We start from the raw sequence: 17,411 nt of genomic DNA on the forward strand, positions 1-17,411 counted from the left end.
ACGCGCTACCGACTGAAGAAGAACAGTACCAAGCGTACAAAGAAGTCGCAGAAGCCATGGCGGATCAAGCAGTGATTATCCGTACTATGGATATCGGCGGCGACAAAGATCTGCCATACATGGATCTACCAAAAGAAATGAACCCGTTCCTAGGCTGGCGTGCTGTACGTATCAGCTTGGATCGTCGTGAAATTCTACGTGATCAGCTACGTGGTATCCTACGTGCATCAGCACACGGCAAACTGCGTATCATGTTCCCAATGATCATCTCTGTTGAAGAAATTCGTGCGCTGAAAGCAGCCATCGAAGAGTACAAAGCAGAACTGCGTTCAGAAGGTCTGGCATTCGACGAAAACATCGAAATCGGTGTGATGGTTGAAACGCCAGCAGCAGCTGCAATCGCTCACCACCTTGCGAAAGAAGTGTCATTCTTCTCCATCGGTACGAACGACCTGACTCAGTACACACTGGCAGTCGACCGCGGTAACGAAATGATTTCGCACCTGTACAACCCACTGTCTCCAGCAGTGCTGACGGTTATCAAACAAGTGATTGATGCGTCACACGCAGAAGGCAAATGGACAGGGATGTGTGGCGAACTCGCAGGTGATGAGCGCGCAACCCTTCTCCTGTTGGGTATGGGCCTAGATGAGTTCTCAATGAGCGGCATCTCTATCCCTAAAGTGAAGAAAGTCATCCGTAACTCTAACTTCGCTGAAGTGAAAGCGATGGCAGAAGAAGCACTTTCTCTACCGACGGCAGCAGAAATTGAAGCTTGCGTTGAAAAATTCATCGCAGCAAAAGCTTAATAATCTGTGAATACCAATGACATAGACGACTAAAAGTAGTCGTCTATTGTTTTTGATTGGTATACTATACTTCGACAGAATAAATCTAAACGTTAGGAGCATGACACAATGGGTCTGTTTGACAAACTTAAGAAGCTAGTCTCTGACGACAGCGCTGACGCGGGTGCAATTGAAATCATCGCACCACTTTCCGGTGAAATTGTAAACATCGAAGACGTGCCAGATGTCGTGTTTGCTGAGAAAATCGTTGGTGATGGTATCGCAATCAAACCTGATTATGCTGAGTGATATCCCGAGCTCGCCGGCGGGCCCGTCCAGATCTTCGAAACGAACCACGCGTTCTCAATCGAATCTGACGATGGCGTTGAGCTTTTTGTTCACTTCGGTATCGACACCGTTGAACTGAAAGGCGAAGGCTTCAAACGTATCGCTGAAGAAGGTCAATCAGTGAAAGTGGGCGACACTATCATTGAATTCGATCTGGCTCTGCTGGAAGAGAAAGCGAAATCAACTCTGACTCCTGTTGTTATTTCTAACATGGACGAAATCAAAGAGCTGAACAAACTGTCTGGTTCTGTGACAGTGGGTGAAACTCCAGTTCTGCGTGTAACTAAATAATTTAGTCTGCATTCATAAAAAAACGCTGCGATATCGCAGCGTTTTTTGTTTGTGTTCGATGCGCCAAACTATAGTCCCAACGCATAGCGCAGCACCTGCTCTTTCACAGGGCCCGCATGTTCAGCAAGTTTCAATGCTGCATTACGCACCAGTTTCAAAGGTGCCATATCATTGCTAAACGCTTTATAGAAAACATCCATCCCCGTTTGCATCAACAGATTGTCCGGACGTCGACGGCGCTCGTAGCGTTGGAATTGCGCCAGAGTCAGCGCGTCTTGCCCTTGCGTTACATCCAACAAAGCGGCCACATCTTTGAACCCCAAGTTAACGCCCTGCCCTGCCAGCGGATTAATGGTGTGCGCAGAATCGCCAACCAAAACACAGCGATGTTGCACATAACGTTGCGCGTGACGGCGTGTGAGCGGAAAAGCGCCATGCTGCAGCACGGTGACATCGCCCAGCTCTGCGGGAAAGTGCGTGACAATCTCGTGTTTGAGTTGCACCGAATTCATTTGGCTCAACTGTTTGATACGCTGCGGCGCGTCATACCACACCAGCGATGCCTGATGGCCGCTCAACGGCAAGAAAGAACGCGGACCCGAAGGAAAGAACTGCTGCCAAGTGACATCTTGTTGTGGCTTTTCGGTCTCAACGTTAATCAGCATACAATGCTGACGATAATCCCACGCCGTGACGCCAATACCAGCCACATCGCGCACGCGTGAATTCGCGCCATCGGCGCCAATAATCCATTCGCAATGCAAAACCACGCCCGATTGCAACGTCACCGCATGGGTTTCACCCAACGTGATGTCTTTGAGCGTATCGGGACAAAACAGTGTCACATTGGGGTAATTCGCAAACTGTTCCCACAACCCCAGTTGGATCAAGCGGTTTTCCACCATGTAACCCAATTGCGCCAACCCCAGCGATTCACTGGAAAATCGTGTGCGACACTCCGGGTGCTCCCACGTTTCCAAACCACGATACGGACAGACACGCTTGGCGACAATTGCATCCCAAGCGCCCAATGAGGTCAACAAATCCACCGACGTTTGAGAGATGGCGGAAATACGCACATCCATCGGTTGTGATGGGTCATAGGGCTGAGGCTCATAACCTTCGACCACGGCCACTCGGCGACCTTGTTTAGCAAATCCAATCGCGGCCGCAGCACCGACCATGCCGCCACCAATCACCACGATGTCAAAATCATTCATCATTACTACTTCTGTTTTGGCTGAGTTACACGCAAGTTATTGTACGTAGCGGGACTTTTTTTGCGAACGATTTTGTTGAAAAACCTTGGCCCAAGCAGGGTAAAAATCCAGAAGCCACAATGGGTACAAGAGATTTAGTGCGATCACTGGTCACTGATAAGTGAAAGCAGTACAATACGCCGCTTACCGCCGTGAGGGCGGCTAAAATTTAGTCATCAGAAACCCATTTCCGATGACATTCTGGAAACATTGGGCGATTTGCTCCCTTAATTTAAACTAACGATCGAGCGAACAACATGAGTAAAAAACTGCTAATCAAAACCTGGGGCTGCCAGATGAACGAATACGATTCATCAAAAATGGCCGACCTGCTTAACGCTACAAACGGCTATGAGCTGACTGAAGAGCCAGAGGAAGCAGACGTACTACTACTGAACACCTGTTCGATTCGCGAAAAAGCGCAAGAAAAAGTCTTCCACCAGCTTGGCCGTTGGAAAACACTGAAAGACAAAAAGCCAGGCGTGGTGATCGGCGTAGGCGGCTGTGTGGCCACTCAAGAAGGTGACCACATTCGTGATCGTGCCCCTTTTGTCGACGTCATCTTTGGCCCACAGACGCTACACCGTCTGCCAGAAATGATTAAACAGTCACAATCTGACGATGCGCCGGTGATGGATATTTCTTTCCCGGAAATCGAAAAATTCGACCGTCTGCCGGAACCACGCGCAGAAGGTCCAACAGCCTTTGTCTCCATTATGGAAGGCTGTTCAAAATACTGCACATACTGCGTCGTGCCATACACACGTGGTGAAGAAGTCAGCCGTCCAATGGATGACGTGCTGTTTGAAATTGCACAACTGGCTGAACAAGGCGTCCGTGAAGTCAACCTGCTGGGTCAAAACGTGAACGCTTACCGTGGTCCAATGCACGATGGCACCATCTGCTCATTTGCAGAATTGTTGCGCCTCGTGGCCTCAATCGATGGCATCGACCGCATTCGCTTTACCACCAGCCACCCGCTGGAGTTCACTGACGACATCATCGCCGTGTACGAAGACACACCAGAATTGGTGAGCTTCCTGCACTTGCCAGTTCAAAGCGGCAGTGACCGCATTCTGACCATGATGAAGCGCCCGCACACAGGCATCGAGTACAAGTCGATCATCCGTAAGCTGCGTAAAGCGCGCCCAGACATTCAGATCAGCTCTGACTTCATCGTTGGCTTCCCTGGCGAGTCGGATAAAGACTTCCAAGACACCATGAAACTGATCCGCGATGTGGATTTCGACATGAGCTTTAGCTTTATCTTCTCTCCTCGCCCGGGAACACCGGCGGCTGATTACCCATGTGATCTGACCGAGGAAACCAAGAAAGAGCGCCTGTACGAACTGCAACAGCAAATCAACGCTCAAGCGATGCGTTTCTCGCGCTTGATGATGGGGACCGAGCAACGTATTTTGGTGGAAGGCCCTTCGAAGAAAAACCTGATGGAACTTCGTGGTCGTACAGAAAACAACCGTGTAGTAAACTTTGAAGGACCGGCCGAACTCATCGGTCAGTTCGTCGATGTGAACATTGTTGATGTATTCCCGAACTCTTTGCGTGGTGAACTCGTACGAACAGAACAAGAGATGAACCTACGTGTGGTCACTTCCCCAACGGAAATGATGGCCAAAACGCGACGCGAAGATGAGCTGGGAGTCGCTACTTTTACTCCATAAGCTCGTATAAACTGTCATGGATGCCCGGTCGAAATCGGGCATCTGGATGACACACTGAGAGGCTAATTTGAGCAATAAAATCGTTACTTTAGAGATCAATCTCGAACCTTCAGATAACCGCCGTCTAGCCAGTCTGTGCGGCCCATTCGATGACAACATCAAGCATTTAGAACGTCGTTTAGGCGTTGAAATCAACCATCGCAGCAACTATTTTACCATCGTCGGCAAAGCCCATACTGCCGCCGCTGCGCTTGAGATCATCAAAACTCTGTACGTCGATACGGCGCCCGTGCGCGGTCAAATCCCGGATATTGAACCCGATCAAATTCATTTGGCGATCAAAGAAACGGGCGTGCTGGAGCAGAACACCGAATCAGCCATCGCACATGGCAAAGAAGTATTCGTCAAAACCAAAAAAGGCGTGATCAAACCGCGGACACCGAACCAAGCACAATACCTGGTGAACATGGTGACGCACGACATCACCTTTGGAATTGGCCCTGCGGGGACCGGTAAAACGTATCTCGCCGTTGCCGCAGCTGTTGATGCATTGGAGCGTCAAGAAATTCGCCGCATTCTGCTGACTCGTCCTGCGGTCGAAGCCGGTGAAAAACTGGGCTTCCTGCCCGGAGACCTGAGCCAGAAAGTGGACCCTTACTTGCGCCCGTTGTACGACGCGCTGTTTGAAATGCTCGGTTTTGAACGTGTGGAAAAACTGATTGAGCGCAACGTGATTGAAGTGGCTCCGCTGGCATACATGCGTGGTCGTACGTTAAACGATGCTTTCATCATTCTCGACGAAAGCCAAAACACCACCGTCGAACAGATGAAAATGTTCCTGACGCGTATTGGCTTTAACTCGCGTGCCGTGATTACGGGTGACGTCACTCAGATTGACTTGCCACGCGGCGCGAAATCAGGCCTGCGTCATGCCATTGAAGTGCTGAGCGACGTGGATGAAATCAGCTTCAACTTCTTCCAAGCCGACGACGTTGTGCGCCACCCTGTGGTTGCCCGTATCGTCAATGCGTACGAAAAATGGGAAGCACAAGACCAGAAAGAGCGCAAAGAGTACGAGAAGCGTCGCCGTGAAGAACGCGAATCCAAACTGCTTGAAATGCAAAAAGCCGTATTCACAGCACCACAAACGAATGCCTTAGAGGAATCGGGTGAATCATGAGTATTGAACTCGATTTACAACTGGCGGCCGCCAGCGAAGACGGTCTGCCAACACGCGAACAATTTGCCACTTGGCTGCAAACGGCCATCGTGCCTTTTCAGCCTCAGGCAGAAGTGACTATTCGCATTGTTGATGAACCAGAAAGTCATCAACTCAATCTCGAATATCGCGGCAAAGACAAGTCAACCAACGTGCTGTCTTTCCCGTTTGAAGCGCCTCCGGGCATCGAGATGGACCTGCTGGGCGACTTGGTAATTTGCCGTCAAGTGGTTGAGCGAGAAGCCGTTGAACAAAATAAGCCGCTGCTAGCACACTGGGCGCATATGGTTGTACATGGTAGTCTTCATCTGCTAGGTTATGACCATATCGAGGATGACGAAGCTGAAGAAATGGAGTCCCTCGAAACCGAAATCATGCAAACGATGGGGTTTGAAGACCCCTATTTAGCGGAGAAAATCTAGTTCACGCACCACCGTGCCGTGAACTGACATGTGAGCTATCACACATCTGATAGCGTTATTGAATAGAGAAACAATGAACGAAGATAATTCGCAGAATTCTGACGGTCCGAGTAGAAAGTCCTTCTTTGAACGCCTAGGTCAGTTATTTCAGGGAGAACCCAAGGATCGCCAAGAGCTGGTTGATGTGATCCGCGACTCTGAAGTCAATGACCTGATTGACCACGACACCCGCGACATGCTGGAAGGGGTCATGGAAATTGCTGAGATGCGCGTCCGGGATATCATGATCCCGCGCTCTCAGATGGTCACCATCGAACGTACAGATAATCTGGACGCGCTGGTTGCACTGATTACCGATGCTCAGCATTCACGCTACCCGGTGATCAGCGAAGACAAAGACCATGTCGAAGGCATTCTGCTTGCGAAGGACTTACTTAAATACTTGGGTTCCAACAGCTCCCCGTTCGATATTGAAGAAGTGATCCGCCCAGCCGTGGTGGTTCCGGAAAGCAAACGCGTCGATCGCCTGTTAAAAGAGTTCCGTGAGGAACGATATCACATGGCGATTGTCGTAGATGAGTTCGGGGGTGTCTCTGGTCTGGTGACCATTGAAGACATTCTGGAAGAAATCGTTGGCGATATCGAAGATGAATTCGACGACGAAGAACAACTCGACATCCGTAAACTCAGCAAACACACCTACGCGGTGAAAGCGCTGACCACCATCGAAGAGTTTAACAACACCTTCGGCACACGCTTTAGTGATGAAGAAGTGGATACGGTGGGCGGATTGGTGATGACCGCATTTGGTCACTTACCAGCACGCGGTGAAGTGGTTGAAATTGATCGTTACAATTTTAAAGTCACTGCCGCGGACAACCGTCGAGTGGTTCAACTTCAAGTCACCATTCCCGATATGGAAGCTCTTCCGGAGATCGCCGAAGAGTAGTTCGAATCCTCTCTTACGCCGTAAGAGCATCAGAAAAGTTGCAGATGACGAATATTTTCAATCATCGCCTCATGCGGCCGCTTGCGGCCGCTTTTGTTGGCGCGCTGAACACCCTAGCGTTTGCTCCCTATCAGATCTGGCCACTGGCCATTCTCAGCCCATGCCTGTTACTCCTGTTGTTACATGGTCAATCCGCCAAGCGGTCGGCTTGGATCGGGTATGCCTGGGGCTTAGGTCAGTTTGGGGTTGGCATCAGTTGGGTCCACGTCAGCATCGACACTTTTGGCGGCATGCCCAAGATTGCCAGCCTGTTTTTGATGGCGCTGCTGGTTGGTTATCTGGCCATTTACTCAGCCCTGTTTGCTTGGTCACTCAATCGATTTTTCCCCACCTCAAACCGTAGCAAACTGTTGCTGGCGGCACCGGTGCTGTGGCTGATTTGCGATTGGCTGCGCGGCTGGGTCATGACGGGCTTTCCGTGGCTATGGCTGGGCTACAGCCAAATCGACAGCCCACTGGCTAACTTCGCACCACTTGGTGGCGTAGAACTGCTGACGCTGGTCGTCCTACTGTGCGCAGGCAGTTTGGCGCTGGCGTGGCAGAAAAAAAGCGTGCTGTTGCTGGTGATTCCCGCGGTGCTGTTTGCAGTGGGATACGGCCTGAATGCCGCGCAATGGGTGACCCCTCAGCCACAGCGCACCACCAAGGTGGCCTTGATTCAAGGCAACATCGATCAAGCGCTTAAATGGTTACCCAGCCAACGCTGGCCCACCATCATGAAGTACACCGATCTAACGCGTGAAAACTGGGATGCCGATATCGTCATCTGGCCCGAAGCGGCGATTCCAGCGTTTGAATTTGAAATTCCGGCCTTTTTGCGTAATCTCGATTCCGCTGCGCGCATGAACCACAGCGCGTTGCTGACCGGCATCCTCAATCAAGATGACAACAAACGCTACTTCAACAGTATCTTGGCGCTCGGCGAAACACCAAACGGCGATTATCACTACGATTTAGCGCAACGTTTCCACAAGCACCATTTGCTGCCGTTTGGCGAATTTGTGCCGTTTGAAAGCATTCTGCGCCCATTGGCTCCGTTCTTTAACTTGCCCATGTCTTCGTTCAGCGAAGGGGATTATGTTCAGCCGAACATCATGGCCAACGGCCATGCATTGGCACCAGCACTGTGCTACGAAATCATCTTCAATGAACAGGTACGCGCCAACGTCACAGATGAGACCGATTTTCTACTCACCTTGTCAAATGACGCTTGGTTTGGTCGTTCGATTGGCCCGCTACAACACATGGAAATCGCACGAATGCGCGCGCTGGAGTTGGGCAAACCGCTGATTCGATCCACCAACAATGGCCTGACGGCAGTCACCGACTACCAAGGCCACATTATTGCGCAGTTGCCGCAGTTTGAAACCGGCGTACTACGTGCCGAGATGGTGCCAACACGAGGTCAGACGCCGTATCACGCATTGGGCAGCTGGCCGCTGTACCTCTGGACGCTGTTTGGTTTGGTTGCCGCGCTGGTGATTCAGCGTCGCCCCCCGAGTCAATCCGCATCGGAATGAGTGCGGTACTCATGAAAAAAGAGTCCCTTGGGACTCTTTTTTTGCGGTTGTTCAACCGGTCCTCGACTACGGTTTCAACGGTAAACGACTAAAAGCAGTCTTGCCACAACGAATGCACGGCACAATTTCGGTCGCATGGTTGTAATCGACTCGATGGCCGCAGTTTTCACACACCAGCGTTCCAAGACCAATCATATCGCCCGCTTTGTACAAGCCTTGATGTTCCAGATCCTGAAACAGCTCCACCCACTCCACTTTGGTTTTATCCGTGATCTCCAGCAGTCCTTGCCAAATGGAGTTCGCAATCATCACATAAAACGGACTGCTTTTTTCCTCTTCATAGCTCTCTGCAAACTCTTTGAGATCCGATTTAACGTAAGCTGAAATCAGCGCCAGTTCATCTTTGGTCAGATCATTTGCAGCGGCCACAACCTTGCCCGATGTTTCCAGAATATGGTCCACTTCTTCAGGACTCTGTTTGAGGGTTTCGACCACCTCTTCGAGTAAAGCTTCATAACCCGTTTTTTGTTTTGGCATAAGTCACCTCTCTCAAACCCGATTGGCTATTGTTGTGCTCCCTTGCTTTAGGTATTCTATGACGATCTATTAGTATCTGTTCAAACTGAACTCACAAATTCCAAGATAACCGGATATATCGATGCAAGAGCAATACAACCCGCAAGACATTGAACAAAAAGTTCAAGAGCATTGGGAAAACAACAAGACTTTCGTTGTAAGTGAAGACCCAAATAAAGAAAAATTCTACTGTCTTTCTATGTTCCCGTACCCAAGCGGCCGACTGCACATGGGTCACGTGCGTAACTACACCATCGGTGATGTGATTGCTCGCTTTCAGCGTCTGCAAGGCAAAAACGTCATGCAGCCAATCGGCTGGGATGCATTCGGTCTACCGGCAGAAAACGCCGCGGTAAAAAATAACACCGCGCCGGCGCCTTGGACTTACGAAAACATCGAATACATGAAAAACCAGCTGAAACTGCTGGGTTTTGGCTACGACTGGAATCGTGAGTTCGCAACTTGCCGTCCAGAATACTACCGTTGGGAACAAGAGTTCTTCACCAAACTGTACGAGAAAGGTCTGGTTTACAAGAAAACCTCTTCTGTGAACTGGTGTCCGAACGACCAAACCGTTCTGGCCAACGAACAGGTAGAAGACGGTTGCTGCTGGCGCTGTGATACGCCGGTTGAGCAGAAAGAAATTCCGCAGTGGTTCATCAAGATCACGGCTTACGCACAAGAACTGCTCGACGATCTCGACAACCTTGACGGCTGGCCTGAGATGGTCAAAACCATGCAGCGCAACTGGATTGGCCGTTCTGAAGGTGTAGAACTGAAATTTGCCGTGAAAGACCACGCGCAAGACTTGGAAGTGTACACCACACGTCCAGATACCCTGATGGGTGTGACTTACGTGGGGATCGCAGCGGGCCACCCTCTGGCAACCGAAGCCGCGAAATCAAACCCTGCGCTGGCCGCTTTCATCGACGAGTGTAAAAACACCAAAGTGGCAGAAGCCGAACTGGCGACCATGGAGAAAAAAGGCATGGCTACTGGCCTGACCGCGATTCATCCATTGAATGGTCGTGAAGTGCCAATCTTTGTCGCGAACTTCGTGTTGATGGATTACGGCACGGGTGCGGTGATGGCCGTTCCTGCGCACGACCAACGTGACTTCGAATTTGCCACCAAATACAACCTCGACATCATTCCGGTCATCAAACCACTTGATGGCAGCGAACTGGATATCTCAGAAGCGGCATACACCGAAAAAGGCGTCCTGTTCGATTCAGGTGAATTCGACGGTCTGGAATTCCAAGCCGCTTTCGATGCCATTGCAGCGAAACTGGAAGCCGAAGGCAAAGGCGTGAAAACCGTCAACTTCCGTCTACGTGACTGGGGCGTGTCTCGTCAACGTTACTGGGGCGCACCAATTCCAATGGTGACCACAGAAGACGGCGTTGTGCACCCAGTACCCGCCGACCAACTGCCAGTGATTCTGCCAGAAGATGTGGTCATGGATGGCGTGACCAGCCCAATCAAAGCCGATAAAGCGTGGGCAGAAACCACCTTTAATGGCGAACCAGCACTGCGTGAAACCGATACTTTCGATACCTTCATGGAATCGTCTTGGTACTACGCACGCTACTGTTCTCCACAAGCAGACGACATTCTGGACCCAGAAAAAGCCAACTACTGGCTGCCCGTTGACCAATACATCGGCGGTATCGAGCACGCGTGTATGCACCTGCTTTACTCACGCTTCTTCCACAAATTGCTGCGTGATGCCGGTTATGTGACGTCTGACGAACCGTTCAAACAACTGCTGTGTCAAGGTATGGTTCTGGCTGACGCCTTCTACTACACCAACGACAAAGGCGGGAAAGAGTGGGTATCTCCGACCGAAGTGAAAGTTGAGCGTGACGGTAAAGGCCGTATCACCACAGCGGTTGATTCACACGGTCGCAGCGTTGAACACTCAGGCATGATCAAAATGTCTAAGTCGAAAAACAACGGGATCGACCCGCAAGAGATGGTCGACAAATACGGTGCCGACACCGTCCGTCTGTTCATGATGTTTGCATCACCAGCCGATATGACGCTGGAATGGCAAGAGTCTGGCGTGGAAGGGGCAAACCGCTTCCTGAAACGTGTGTGGAAACTGGTTCGTGAACATACCGAAAAAGGTGAAGCAACCGCAGTGGATACTGCTGCACTGACAGGCGATCAAAAAGCGCTACGTCGTGACGTTCACAAAACCATCGCGAAAGTGACCGATGACATTGCTCGTCGTCAAACCTTCAACACCGCGATCGCGGCTGTGATGGAACTGATGAACAAACTGGGCAAAGCACCACAGGACGATGCGCAAGATCGTGCGATTTTGGACGAAGCCCTGAAAGCGATCACCGTGATGCTCTACCCAATCGCGCCACACATCTGTTTTGAAATGTGGAACGCGCTGGGTCAAGCCAACATCGACAGCGCAAGCTGGCCAATGTTTGATGAAGCCGCACTGGTTGAAGACGAGAAACTGATCGTCCTTCAGGTGAACGGCAAGCTACGTGGCAAACTGACTGTCGCAGCGGACGCAACCAAAGAACAGGTTGAAGCACTGGGTCTGAATGATGAAAACGTGCTGAAATTCACCAATGGTCTCACCATCCGCAAAGTCATCTATGTTCCAGGAAAACTGCTGAACATCGTGGCGAACTAATTCCGTATTTTACGGTCAGTAAACAGGGCCTTGCGCCCTGTTTACTTATCTCAGTTTATCGCTGTGGTGAACTGAGATAAGTAAACCCAATTCATGAGAACAGAGCCCCATGCGTTTGACACTGCCTTCCACGTTGCAATTATCACTGGTTATCCTGACCGCCACCCTACTTAGTGCCTGCGGTTTCCATCTCCGTGGTGATTATGATATCCCGGAAGAGTTGAGCACCATGTCGCTCACCAGTTACGACCAATACAGCAGCTTCACCCGTTTTGTGAAAGGCCAACTGCGCCTCAACGAAATCAAATTGGTTGAACCTGCGGAAAATGTACCCAACCTGCATCTGGTAAGCGAAAGCATCAGCGAACGCACCCTGTCGTTGTATCAAAATGCGCGCGCCGCAGAAAAAGAACTGACATTCCGCGCGTCTTACCGAGTGACCATTCCCGAATTGGGCGATAAAACCTTCTCCACCAGCGTGACGCGCAGTTACTTGGACAACCCACTGACAGCACTGGCAAAATCCGTGGAACGCGACATGATTGAAGACGAAATGCGCAAACTGGCTGCAAGCCAAATCATTCGTCAAATGGCCCGTCTAAAAGCCTCCATTCAAGAAGGAACCATGGACAGTGCCGACGCTCTTCAGCCAAACAACACGAAATCTGGCTACAAAATAGACACCATTGAAGAGCGCGTTGCACCTTCCTCCAACAGCATCGAGACGCAGTAGGCCTTGCGATGAGACTCTATGCTGACAAACTGGTCGAAGCGCTCAACCGAGCGCTGCAGCCCGTTTACCTGGTGTTTGGTAATGAGCCCCTGCTGATCCAAGAATCGCGCAGCGCCATTGAGCGCAAAGCGCGTGAACAGGGCTTTGAAGAAAAACACCATTTCAATGTGGATGCCAGCCTCGATTGGCATGAGGTCTATGATTGCTGCCAGTCCATGAGCCTGTTTTCCAGCCGCCAAGTGATCGAGCTGGAAATTCCAGAAGCGGGCATCAATGCCGCCATCGGCAAAGAACTGACCAAGCTCGCGCAAACCCTCAATCCGGACATTTTGCTGCTGATCGTTGGCGCCAAACTCACCAAAGCGCAAGAAAACTCCGCATGGTTTAAAGCCCTGATGGCTGAAGGGTGTCTGGTCAACTGCTTAACCCCCGACATCAGTCGCCTGCCACAATTTGTCGCCGCCCGTTGCCGCGCGCTGGGGCTCTCCCCTGATGCCGAAGCGATTCAAATGCTGGCACAGTGGCATGAAGGTAACCTGTTTGCCCTCGCCCAGAGCTTAGAAAAGCTCGCTCTGCTTTATCCCGACGGTCAACTGACGTTGATTCGACTGGAAGAGTCGCTGAGTCGCAACAACCACTACACGCCATTTCATTGGGTCGATGCCCTACTCGAAGGCAAAGCCAATCGCGCGCAACGCATTTTACGTCAACTGGCTGCCGAGGATGTGGAACCGATCATTCTGATGCGCACCGCGCAAAAAGAGCTGGTGCAACTGCTACATATGCGCGTGGCAATGAATCATCAGCCGCTGGGCGCCATCTTTGAAAAACACCGCGTCTGGCAGAACAAACGCCCACTCTATTCCGCGGCGTTACAACGCCTGTCCATTCAGCGCTTACACCACTTAGTGCAATTGCTTGCTCAAAGTGAAATTGTGGCAAAAACTCAGTATGAGCAATCGCCTTGGCCATTGCTGCAGCAGTTAAGCCTCGAATGTTGTGTGGCACAGGCAAACTTACCGTTGCCAGCCTAAAAGCGTGATATACTGCCGCGCTTTGACCCAATCATTTTTATATTAGATATCTCAGAGGACATCCCCTTGCAACGCGAAGAATTAAAAGACTTTCTTGCAGACAAAGCCGACGACATGAAAGCGGTAGACATCGTCACCCTAGACGTTCAAGGTAAATCCAGCGTCACCGATTACATGATCATCTGTACTGGCACGTCCAAGCGACACGTTTCATCGATTGCCGATCATGTCGCGAGTGAAGCGAAAAAAGCCGGTGTGGATCCACTGGGCATGAATGGCGAAAACGAAGGTGAATGGGTTGTGGTCGATCTCGGCACCACCATGCTGCATGTGATGCAGGAAGAACATCGCGCGATGTACCAGCTGGAAAAACTCTGGGGCTAAGCGTGAAGATTCAACTGATTGCCGTCGGCACGAAAATGCCAAAGTGGGTGGAAGAAGGGTTTCAGGAATACCGTCGCCGCTTTCCACATGATATGCCACTGGAGCTGATTGAAATTTCGGCCGGCAAACGCGGTAAAAATGCCGACATTGCAAGAATTCTGCAAAAAGAAGGCGAAGCCATGCTGGCTGCCGTGCCCAAAGGCAACCGAATTGTGACGCTCGATATTCCTGGCAAACGTTGGGATACCGAACAGCTTGCCGAACAGCTGGAAAGCTGGAAAATGGATGCACGTGATGTGTCCATTTTGATTGGCGGACCGGAAGGTCTGGCACCGGCTTGTAAAGCGGCCGCGGAACAGAGCTGGTCGCTGTCACCACTGACACTGCCTCATCCGTTGGTGCGCGTCGTGATGGCAGAGAGCCTGTACCGAGCGTGGAGCATTACAGCCAATCACCCTTATCACCGAGAATAGACCCTGATGTTACGTAAGCGTAGCCCCATTCGAGACTACTTGGCTGAAGCGCGGTTATTCCGTAACCGCGCTGTGGTGTCTTTTATCGCCATTGTTTTGATGATGGGCATTCTGCTCGCCAACCTGTACAACATTCAGGTGAACCAGTATCAAGACTACAAAACCCGTTCAAACGACAACCGAATTAAAGTCGTCCCTATCGCGCCCAATCGCGGCCTCATCTATGATCGAAACGGGATTCTTCTGGCCGAAAACCGCCCGGTTTTTAACTTAGAAATCACACCAGAAAAAGTTAAAAACATGGACGAGACCATCGCCCGTTTACAACAAATTTTAACCATCACGCCAGAGCAAATTGCTGCCTTTGATAAAGAACGCCGCCAAACCCGTCGCTTCAATTCTGTGCCGATTCTCACGCAGTTGAATGAAGAAGACGTCGCCAAGTTCTCGGTCCAGCAACACAAGTTTCCCGGCGTCTCGGTCACTGCCAACCTCAAGCGCTACTACCCATATGGCGAGGTGTTGACCCACGTGATCGGCTACGTGTCGCGCATCAATGACCGCGATATCGAACGCTTGGTGCGTGAAGGCAAAGAAGCCAATTACCAAGCCACACGCGACATCGGCAAACTGGGTATCGAACGCTACTACGAAGATTTATTGCACGGTGAAGCTGGCTACCAAGAAGTGGAAGTCAACAGCCGCGGGCGCGTGATCCGTACGCTGAAATACGTGCCGCCCACTCCGGGCAAAGACATCGTGCTCAACCTCGACATCAACCTGCAGCTGTACGTGCACAACCTACTCAATGGTCGCCGAGGTTCGGCGGTGGTGCTCGATCCAAAAGATAACGGCGTACTGGCGATGGTATCGAGCCCAAGCTACGATCCCAATGCCTTTGTGCACGGTATTTCTGGCAAAGATTACAATGCACTGCTCAACGACAAAGATCGCCCACTGGTTAACCGGACCACGCTGGGTATTTACCCTCCGGGTTCAACGGTAAAACCATTTATTGCGGTCTCCGCACTGGAAGAAGGCGTCATTACGCCCAACACCACGCGTAACGATCCGGGCTACTGGCGCATTCCAAATTCCAAAACCCGCCCATTCCGCGACTGGTTGCGTTGGGGCCATGGCCGAGTCGACATCATCAAAGCGCTGGAAGAATCGGTGGATACCTTCTTCTATCAAATCGCTTATGACATGGGCATCGACCGCTTGTCTGAATGGATGATGAAGTTTGGCTTTGGAGATTACACCGGCATTGATATTTCGGAAGAGAGCAAAGCCAACATGCCAACCCGCGACTGGAAAATGGCGCGTCACCGCACCCCTTGGTATCAGGGCGATACCATTCCGGTCGGTATCGGCCAAGGGTACTGGACGGCCACACCAATGCAGCTTGCCAAGGCAACATCGGTTCTGGTGCATCACGGCCAAGTGATTGCGCCGCACTTGTTGCGCTCTACCATTAACAACGGTGAAGAATTCTCCACCCAAAAAGAGACCGAATACGTAACGTACCCGCCGATCACAGGCGTGCCCGACAAGTACTGGGACATGGCGATCGAAGGGATGTATCTGGTGAACCATGGTAAACGCGGCACCGCGCGACGCGCATTCCAAGGGCTGCAATACAAAAGCGCCGGTAAATCCGGTACAGCGCAGGTGTTTGGCTTGGCTGAAGGACAGGAATACAACGCCGAAGAACTGGCGGAACACCTACGTGACCACGCGCTGTTTACCGGGTTTGCACCGGTGGATGATCCGCAAGCGATTGTCACCATCGTGCTGGAAAACGCCGGTGGTGGGTCGAGCAACGGCGCGCCAGTGGTTAGACAAATCTTTGACCGCGTCATTCTGGGCAAAAAAGAGGCTGACAAATAATGAAAATGGATCCCTCTACCGGTCAGAACCGGGCGTTCTTTGAACGTTTACACATCGACCTGCCGCTGCTGCTTGGTTTATTGGTTGTGATGGGCTTTGGTCTGGTGGTGATGTACAGCGCCAGTGGCCAAAGTTTAGCGATGATGGATCGCCAAGCGATGCGCATGGTTTTGGCGCTCGCGGTCATGATTGGCTTGGCGCAGTTGCCACCACGCACTTATGAGCGCTTGGCGCCCGCCCTATTTTTCGTCGGTGTCGCGCTTTTGCTGGGCGTGCTGCTGTTTGGTGAAATCTCAAAAGGCGCGCAGCGCTGGTTGAACTTGGGCTTTGTCCGTTTTCAGCCATCGGAACTGTTGAAACTGGCGGTACCGCTGATGGTGGCGCGCTACATTGGTAAGCGCCCACTGCCGCCGAGCTTCCAAACCTTGGTTATTTCTTTGGTGATGGTGTTCGTCCCGACTATTTTGATTGCCAAGCAGCCTGACCTCGGTACCTCCATTCTGATTGCCGCCTCAGGGATCTTCGTGATTTTCTTGGCCGGCATCAGTTGGAAGATTATTATCGCCGCCGCCATGGCGGTTGGCGCCTTTATTCCGGTGCTGTGGTATTTCCTGATGCACGAATACCAAAAAACGCGTGTGCGCACCCTGTTCAATCCGGAATCGGATCCCTTGGGCGCCGGGTATCACATCATACAGAGTAAAATTGCCATTGGTTCAGGCGGTATCGCCGGCAAAGGGTGGTTACACGGCACGCAATCCAACCTAGAATTTCTTCCAGAGCGACATACTGACTTTATCTTTGCAGTCATCGCGGAAGAATGGGGCATGATAGGCATTCTTGCACTGCTGGCAGTGTATCTGTTTATCATTGGCCGGGGCTTGTACCTCGCCAGCAACGCACAAACTGCATTTGGCCGCATGATGGCGGGCAGTATCGTGCTGAGTTTCTTTGTTTACGTGTTTGTTAACATTGGGATGGTGAGCGGTATTTTGCCGGTAGTGGGTGTGCCACTTCCATTGATCAGTTATGGCGGTACGTCTATGGTTACCCTCATGGCCGGGTTTGGCATTCTGATGTCTATCCACACCCATAGAAAAGCGTTTTCAAAGGCAAACTAATTC

At 51.3% G+C, this 17,411-nt stretch carries 15 protein-coding genes and 1 pseudogene; 14 read left to right on the forward strand and 2 right to left on the reverse strand.

The window, feature by feature from the left end; genetic code table 11:
• Nucleotides 1-809 (forward strand): phosphoenolpyruvate--protein phosphotransferase (gene ptsP / locus VFA_RS00555; RefSeq protein WP_038150589.1); only part of this gene is annotated, 809 nt, incomplete at its 5' end.
• A 108-nt stretch (nucleotides 810-917) separates the two neighbouring features.
• Nucleotides 918-1,427 (forward strand): annotated as a pseudogene (crr, locus tag VFA_RS00560) (PTS glucose transporter subunit IIA).
• A 68-nt stretch (nucleotides 1,428-1,495) separates the two neighbouring features.
• Here crr and VFA_RS00565 read toward each other — a convergent pair.
• Entirely contained in the window at nucleotides 1,496-2,647 is a 1,152-nt protein-coding gene (locus VFA_RS00565) for a 2-octaprenyl-3-methyl-6-methoxy-1,4-benzoquinol hydroxylase (RefSeq protein ID WP_038150608.1), read from the reverse strand.
• 296 nt (nucleotides 2,648-2,943) lie between these two features.
• Between VFA_RS00565 and miaB the strand changes: the two genes are divergently transcribed.
• The 5 genes from miaB to lnt all read left to right on the forward strand — a co-directional run bounded on the left by miaB (nucleotide 2,944) and on the right by lnt (nucleotide 8,538).
• Nucleotides 2,944-4,368 carry a tRNA (N6-isopentenyl adenosine(37)-C2)-methylthiotransferase MiaB gene (gene miaB / locus VFA_RS00570; protein WP_004723902.1) on the forward strand — a complete coding sequence of 475 codons (1,425 nt, stop codon included), beginning with the start codon at nucleotides 2,944-2,946 and terminating at the stop codon, nucleotides 4,366-4,368.
• A 67-nt stretch (nucleotides 4,369-4,435) separates the two neighbouring features.
• Nucleotides 4,436-5,548, forward strand: coding sequence for a PhoH family protein (locus tag VFA_RS00575; RefSeq protein WP_004723905.1), 1,113 nt, complete (start codon nucleotides 4,436-4,438; stop codon nucleotides 5,546-5,548).
• Nucleotides 5,545-6,009: an rRNA maturation RNase YbeY gene (gene ybeY / locus VFA_RS00580; RefSeq protein ID WP_004723908.1), complete on the forward strand. Its 465-nt coding sequence runs from the start codon at nucleotides 5,545-5,547 to the stop codon at nucleotides 6,007-6,009. Before VFA_RS00575 ends, ybeY begins: the two co-directional genes overlap by 4 nt.
• Before the next feature lie 73 nt (nucleotides 6,010-6,082).
• The gene (gene corC / locus VFA_RS00585) at nucleotides 6,083-6,958 is read left to right on the forward strand and encodes a CNNM family magnesium/cobalt transport protein CorC (RefSeq protein ID WP_004723910.1); all 876 of its coding nucleotides are present in this window, start codon (nucleotides 6,083-6,085) and stop codon (nucleotides 6,956-6,958) included.
• 44 nt (nucleotides 6,959-7,002) lie between these two features.
• A complete protein-coding gene (gene lnt, locus VFA_RS00590) occupies nucleotides 7,003-8,538 on the forward strand; it encodes an apolipoprotein N-acyltransferase (protein WP_004723911.1) in 1,536 nt (511 codons plus the stop codon).
• Between the two features lie 66 nt (nucleotides 8,539-8,604).
• On the opposite strand, the gene VFA_RS00595 is transcribed toward lnt, so the two are convergent.
• Complete coding sequence (locus tag VFA_RS00595; protein WP_004723914.1) at nucleotides 8,605-9,075, reverse strand: zinc ribbon-containing protein; 471 nt, start codon at nucleotides 9,073-9,075, stop codon at nucleotides 8,605-8,607.
• A gap of 121 nt (nucleotides 9,076-9,196) precedes the next feature.
• On the opposite strand from VFA_RS00595, the gene leuS reads away from it, so the two are divergent.
• The 7 genes from leuS (at nucleotide 9,197) to rodA (ending at nucleotide 17,408) form a co-directional block, all read left to right on the forward strand.
• Nucleotides 9,197-11,773, forward strand: coding sequence for a leucine--tRNA ligase (gene leuS / locus VFA_RS00600; protein ID WP_004723915.1), 2,577 nt, complete (start codon nucleotides 9,197-9,199; stop codon nucleotides 11,771-11,773).
• Nucleotides 11,774-11,882: 109 nt separating this feature from the next.
• Nucleotides 11,883-12,506 carry an LPS-assembly lipoprotein LptE gene (locus tag VFA_RS00605; RefSeq protein ID WP_004723917.1) on the forward strand — a complete coding sequence of 208 codons (624 nt, stop codon included), beginning with the start codon at nucleotides 11,883-11,885 and terminating at the stop codon, nucleotides 12,504-12,506.
• Nucleotides 12,507-12,514: 8 nt separating this feature from the next.
• Nucleotides 12,515-13,540 carry a DNA polymerase III subunit delta gene (gene holA / locus VFA_RS00610; protein WP_004723918.1) on the forward strand — a complete coding sequence of 342 codons (1,026 nt, stop codon included), beginning with the start codon at nucleotides 12,515-12,517 and terminating at the stop codon, nucleotides 13,538-13,540.
• A gap of 66 nt (nucleotides 13,541-13,606) precedes the next feature.
• Nucleotides 13,607-13,924: a ribosome silencing factor gene (gene rsfS / locus VFA_RS00615; RefSeq protein ID WP_004723920.1), complete on the forward strand. Its 318-nt coding sequence runs from the start codon at nucleotides 13,607-13,609 to the stop codon at nucleotides 13,922-13,924.
• Between the two features lie 2 nt (nucleotides 13,925-13,926).
• Nucleotides 13,927-14,397, forward strand: coding sequence for a 23S rRNA (pseudouridine(1915)-N(3))-methyltransferase RlmH (gene rlmH / locus VFA_RS00620; protein WP_004723921.1), 471 nt, complete (start codon nucleotides 13,927-13,929; stop codon nucleotides 14,395-14,397).
• 6 nt (nucleotides 14,398-14,403) lie between these two features.
• Nucleotides 14,404-16,287 carry a penicillin-binding protein 2 gene (mrdA, locus tag VFA_RS00625; protein ID WP_004723923.1) on the forward strand — a complete coding sequence of 628 codons (1,884 nt, stop codon included), beginning with the start codon at nucleotides 14,404-14,406 and terminating at the stop codon, nucleotides 16,285-16,287.
• On the forward strand, nucleotides 16,287-17,408 hold the full coding sequence (rodA, locus tag VFA_RS00630; protein ID WP_004723924.1) for a rod shape-determining protein RodA: 1,122 nt from the start codon (nucleotides 16,287-16,289) through the stop codon (nucleotides 17,406-17,408). Before mrdA ends, rodA begins: the two co-directional genes overlap by 1 nt.
• The last annotated feature ends 3 nt before the right edge of the window (nucleotides 17,409-17,411 follow it).

This window comes from Vibrio furnissii CIP 102972, from assembly GCF_000176175.1.
Taxonomy (GTDB): domain Bacteria; phylum Pseudomonadota; class Gammaproteobacteria; order Enterobacterales; family Vibrionaceae; genus Vibrio; species Vibrio furnissii.

What these genes read in the sequence shown, in the direction of transcription:
- VFA_RS00565 (WP_038150608.1), bottom strand. Translation starts at nt 2,647, where the DNA reads ATGAATGATTTTGACATCGTGGTGATTGGTGGCGGCATGGTCGGTGCT.
- miaB (WP_004723902.1), top strand. Translation starts at nt 2,944, where the DNA reads ATGAGTAAAAAACTGCTAATCAAAACCTGGGGCTGCCAGATGAACGAA.
- ybeY (WP_004723908.1), top strand. Translation starts at nt 5,545, where the DNA reads ATGAGTATTGAACTCGATTTACAACTGGCGGCCGCCAGCGAAGACGGT.
- corC (WP_004723910.1), top strand. Translation starts at nt 6,083, where the DNA reads ATGAACGAAGATAATTCGCAGAATTCTGACGGTCCGAGTAGAAAGTCC.
- lnt (WP_004723911.1), top strand. Translation starts at nt 7,003, where the DNA reads ATGACGAATATTTTCAATCATCGCCTCATGCGGCCGCTTGCGGCCGCT.
- VFA_RS00595 (WP_004723914.1), bottom strand. Translation starts at nt 9,075, where the DNA reads ATGCCAAAACAAAAAACGGGTTATGAAGCTTTACTCGAAGAGGTGGTC.
- leuS (WP_004723915.1), top strand. Translation starts at nt 9,197, where the DNA reads ATGCAAGAGCAATACAACCCGCAAGACATTGAACAAAAAGTTCAAGAG.
- VFA_RS00605 (WP_004723917.1), top strand. Translation starts at nt 11,883, where the DNA reads ATGCGTTTGACACTGCCTTCCACGTTGCAATTATCACTGGTTATCCTG.
- holA (WP_004723918.1), top strand. Translation starts at nt 12,515, where the DNA reads ATGAGACTCTATGCTGACAAACTGGTCGAAGCGCTCAACCGAGCGCTG.
- mrdA (WP_004723923.1), top strand. Translation starts at nt 14,404, where the DNA reads ATGTTACGTAAGCGTAGCCCCATTCGAGACTACTTGGCTGAAGCGCGG.
- rodA (WP_004723924.1), top strand. Translation starts at nt 16,287, where the DNA reads ATGAAAATGGATCCCTCTACCGGTCAGAACCGGGCGTTCTTTGAACGT.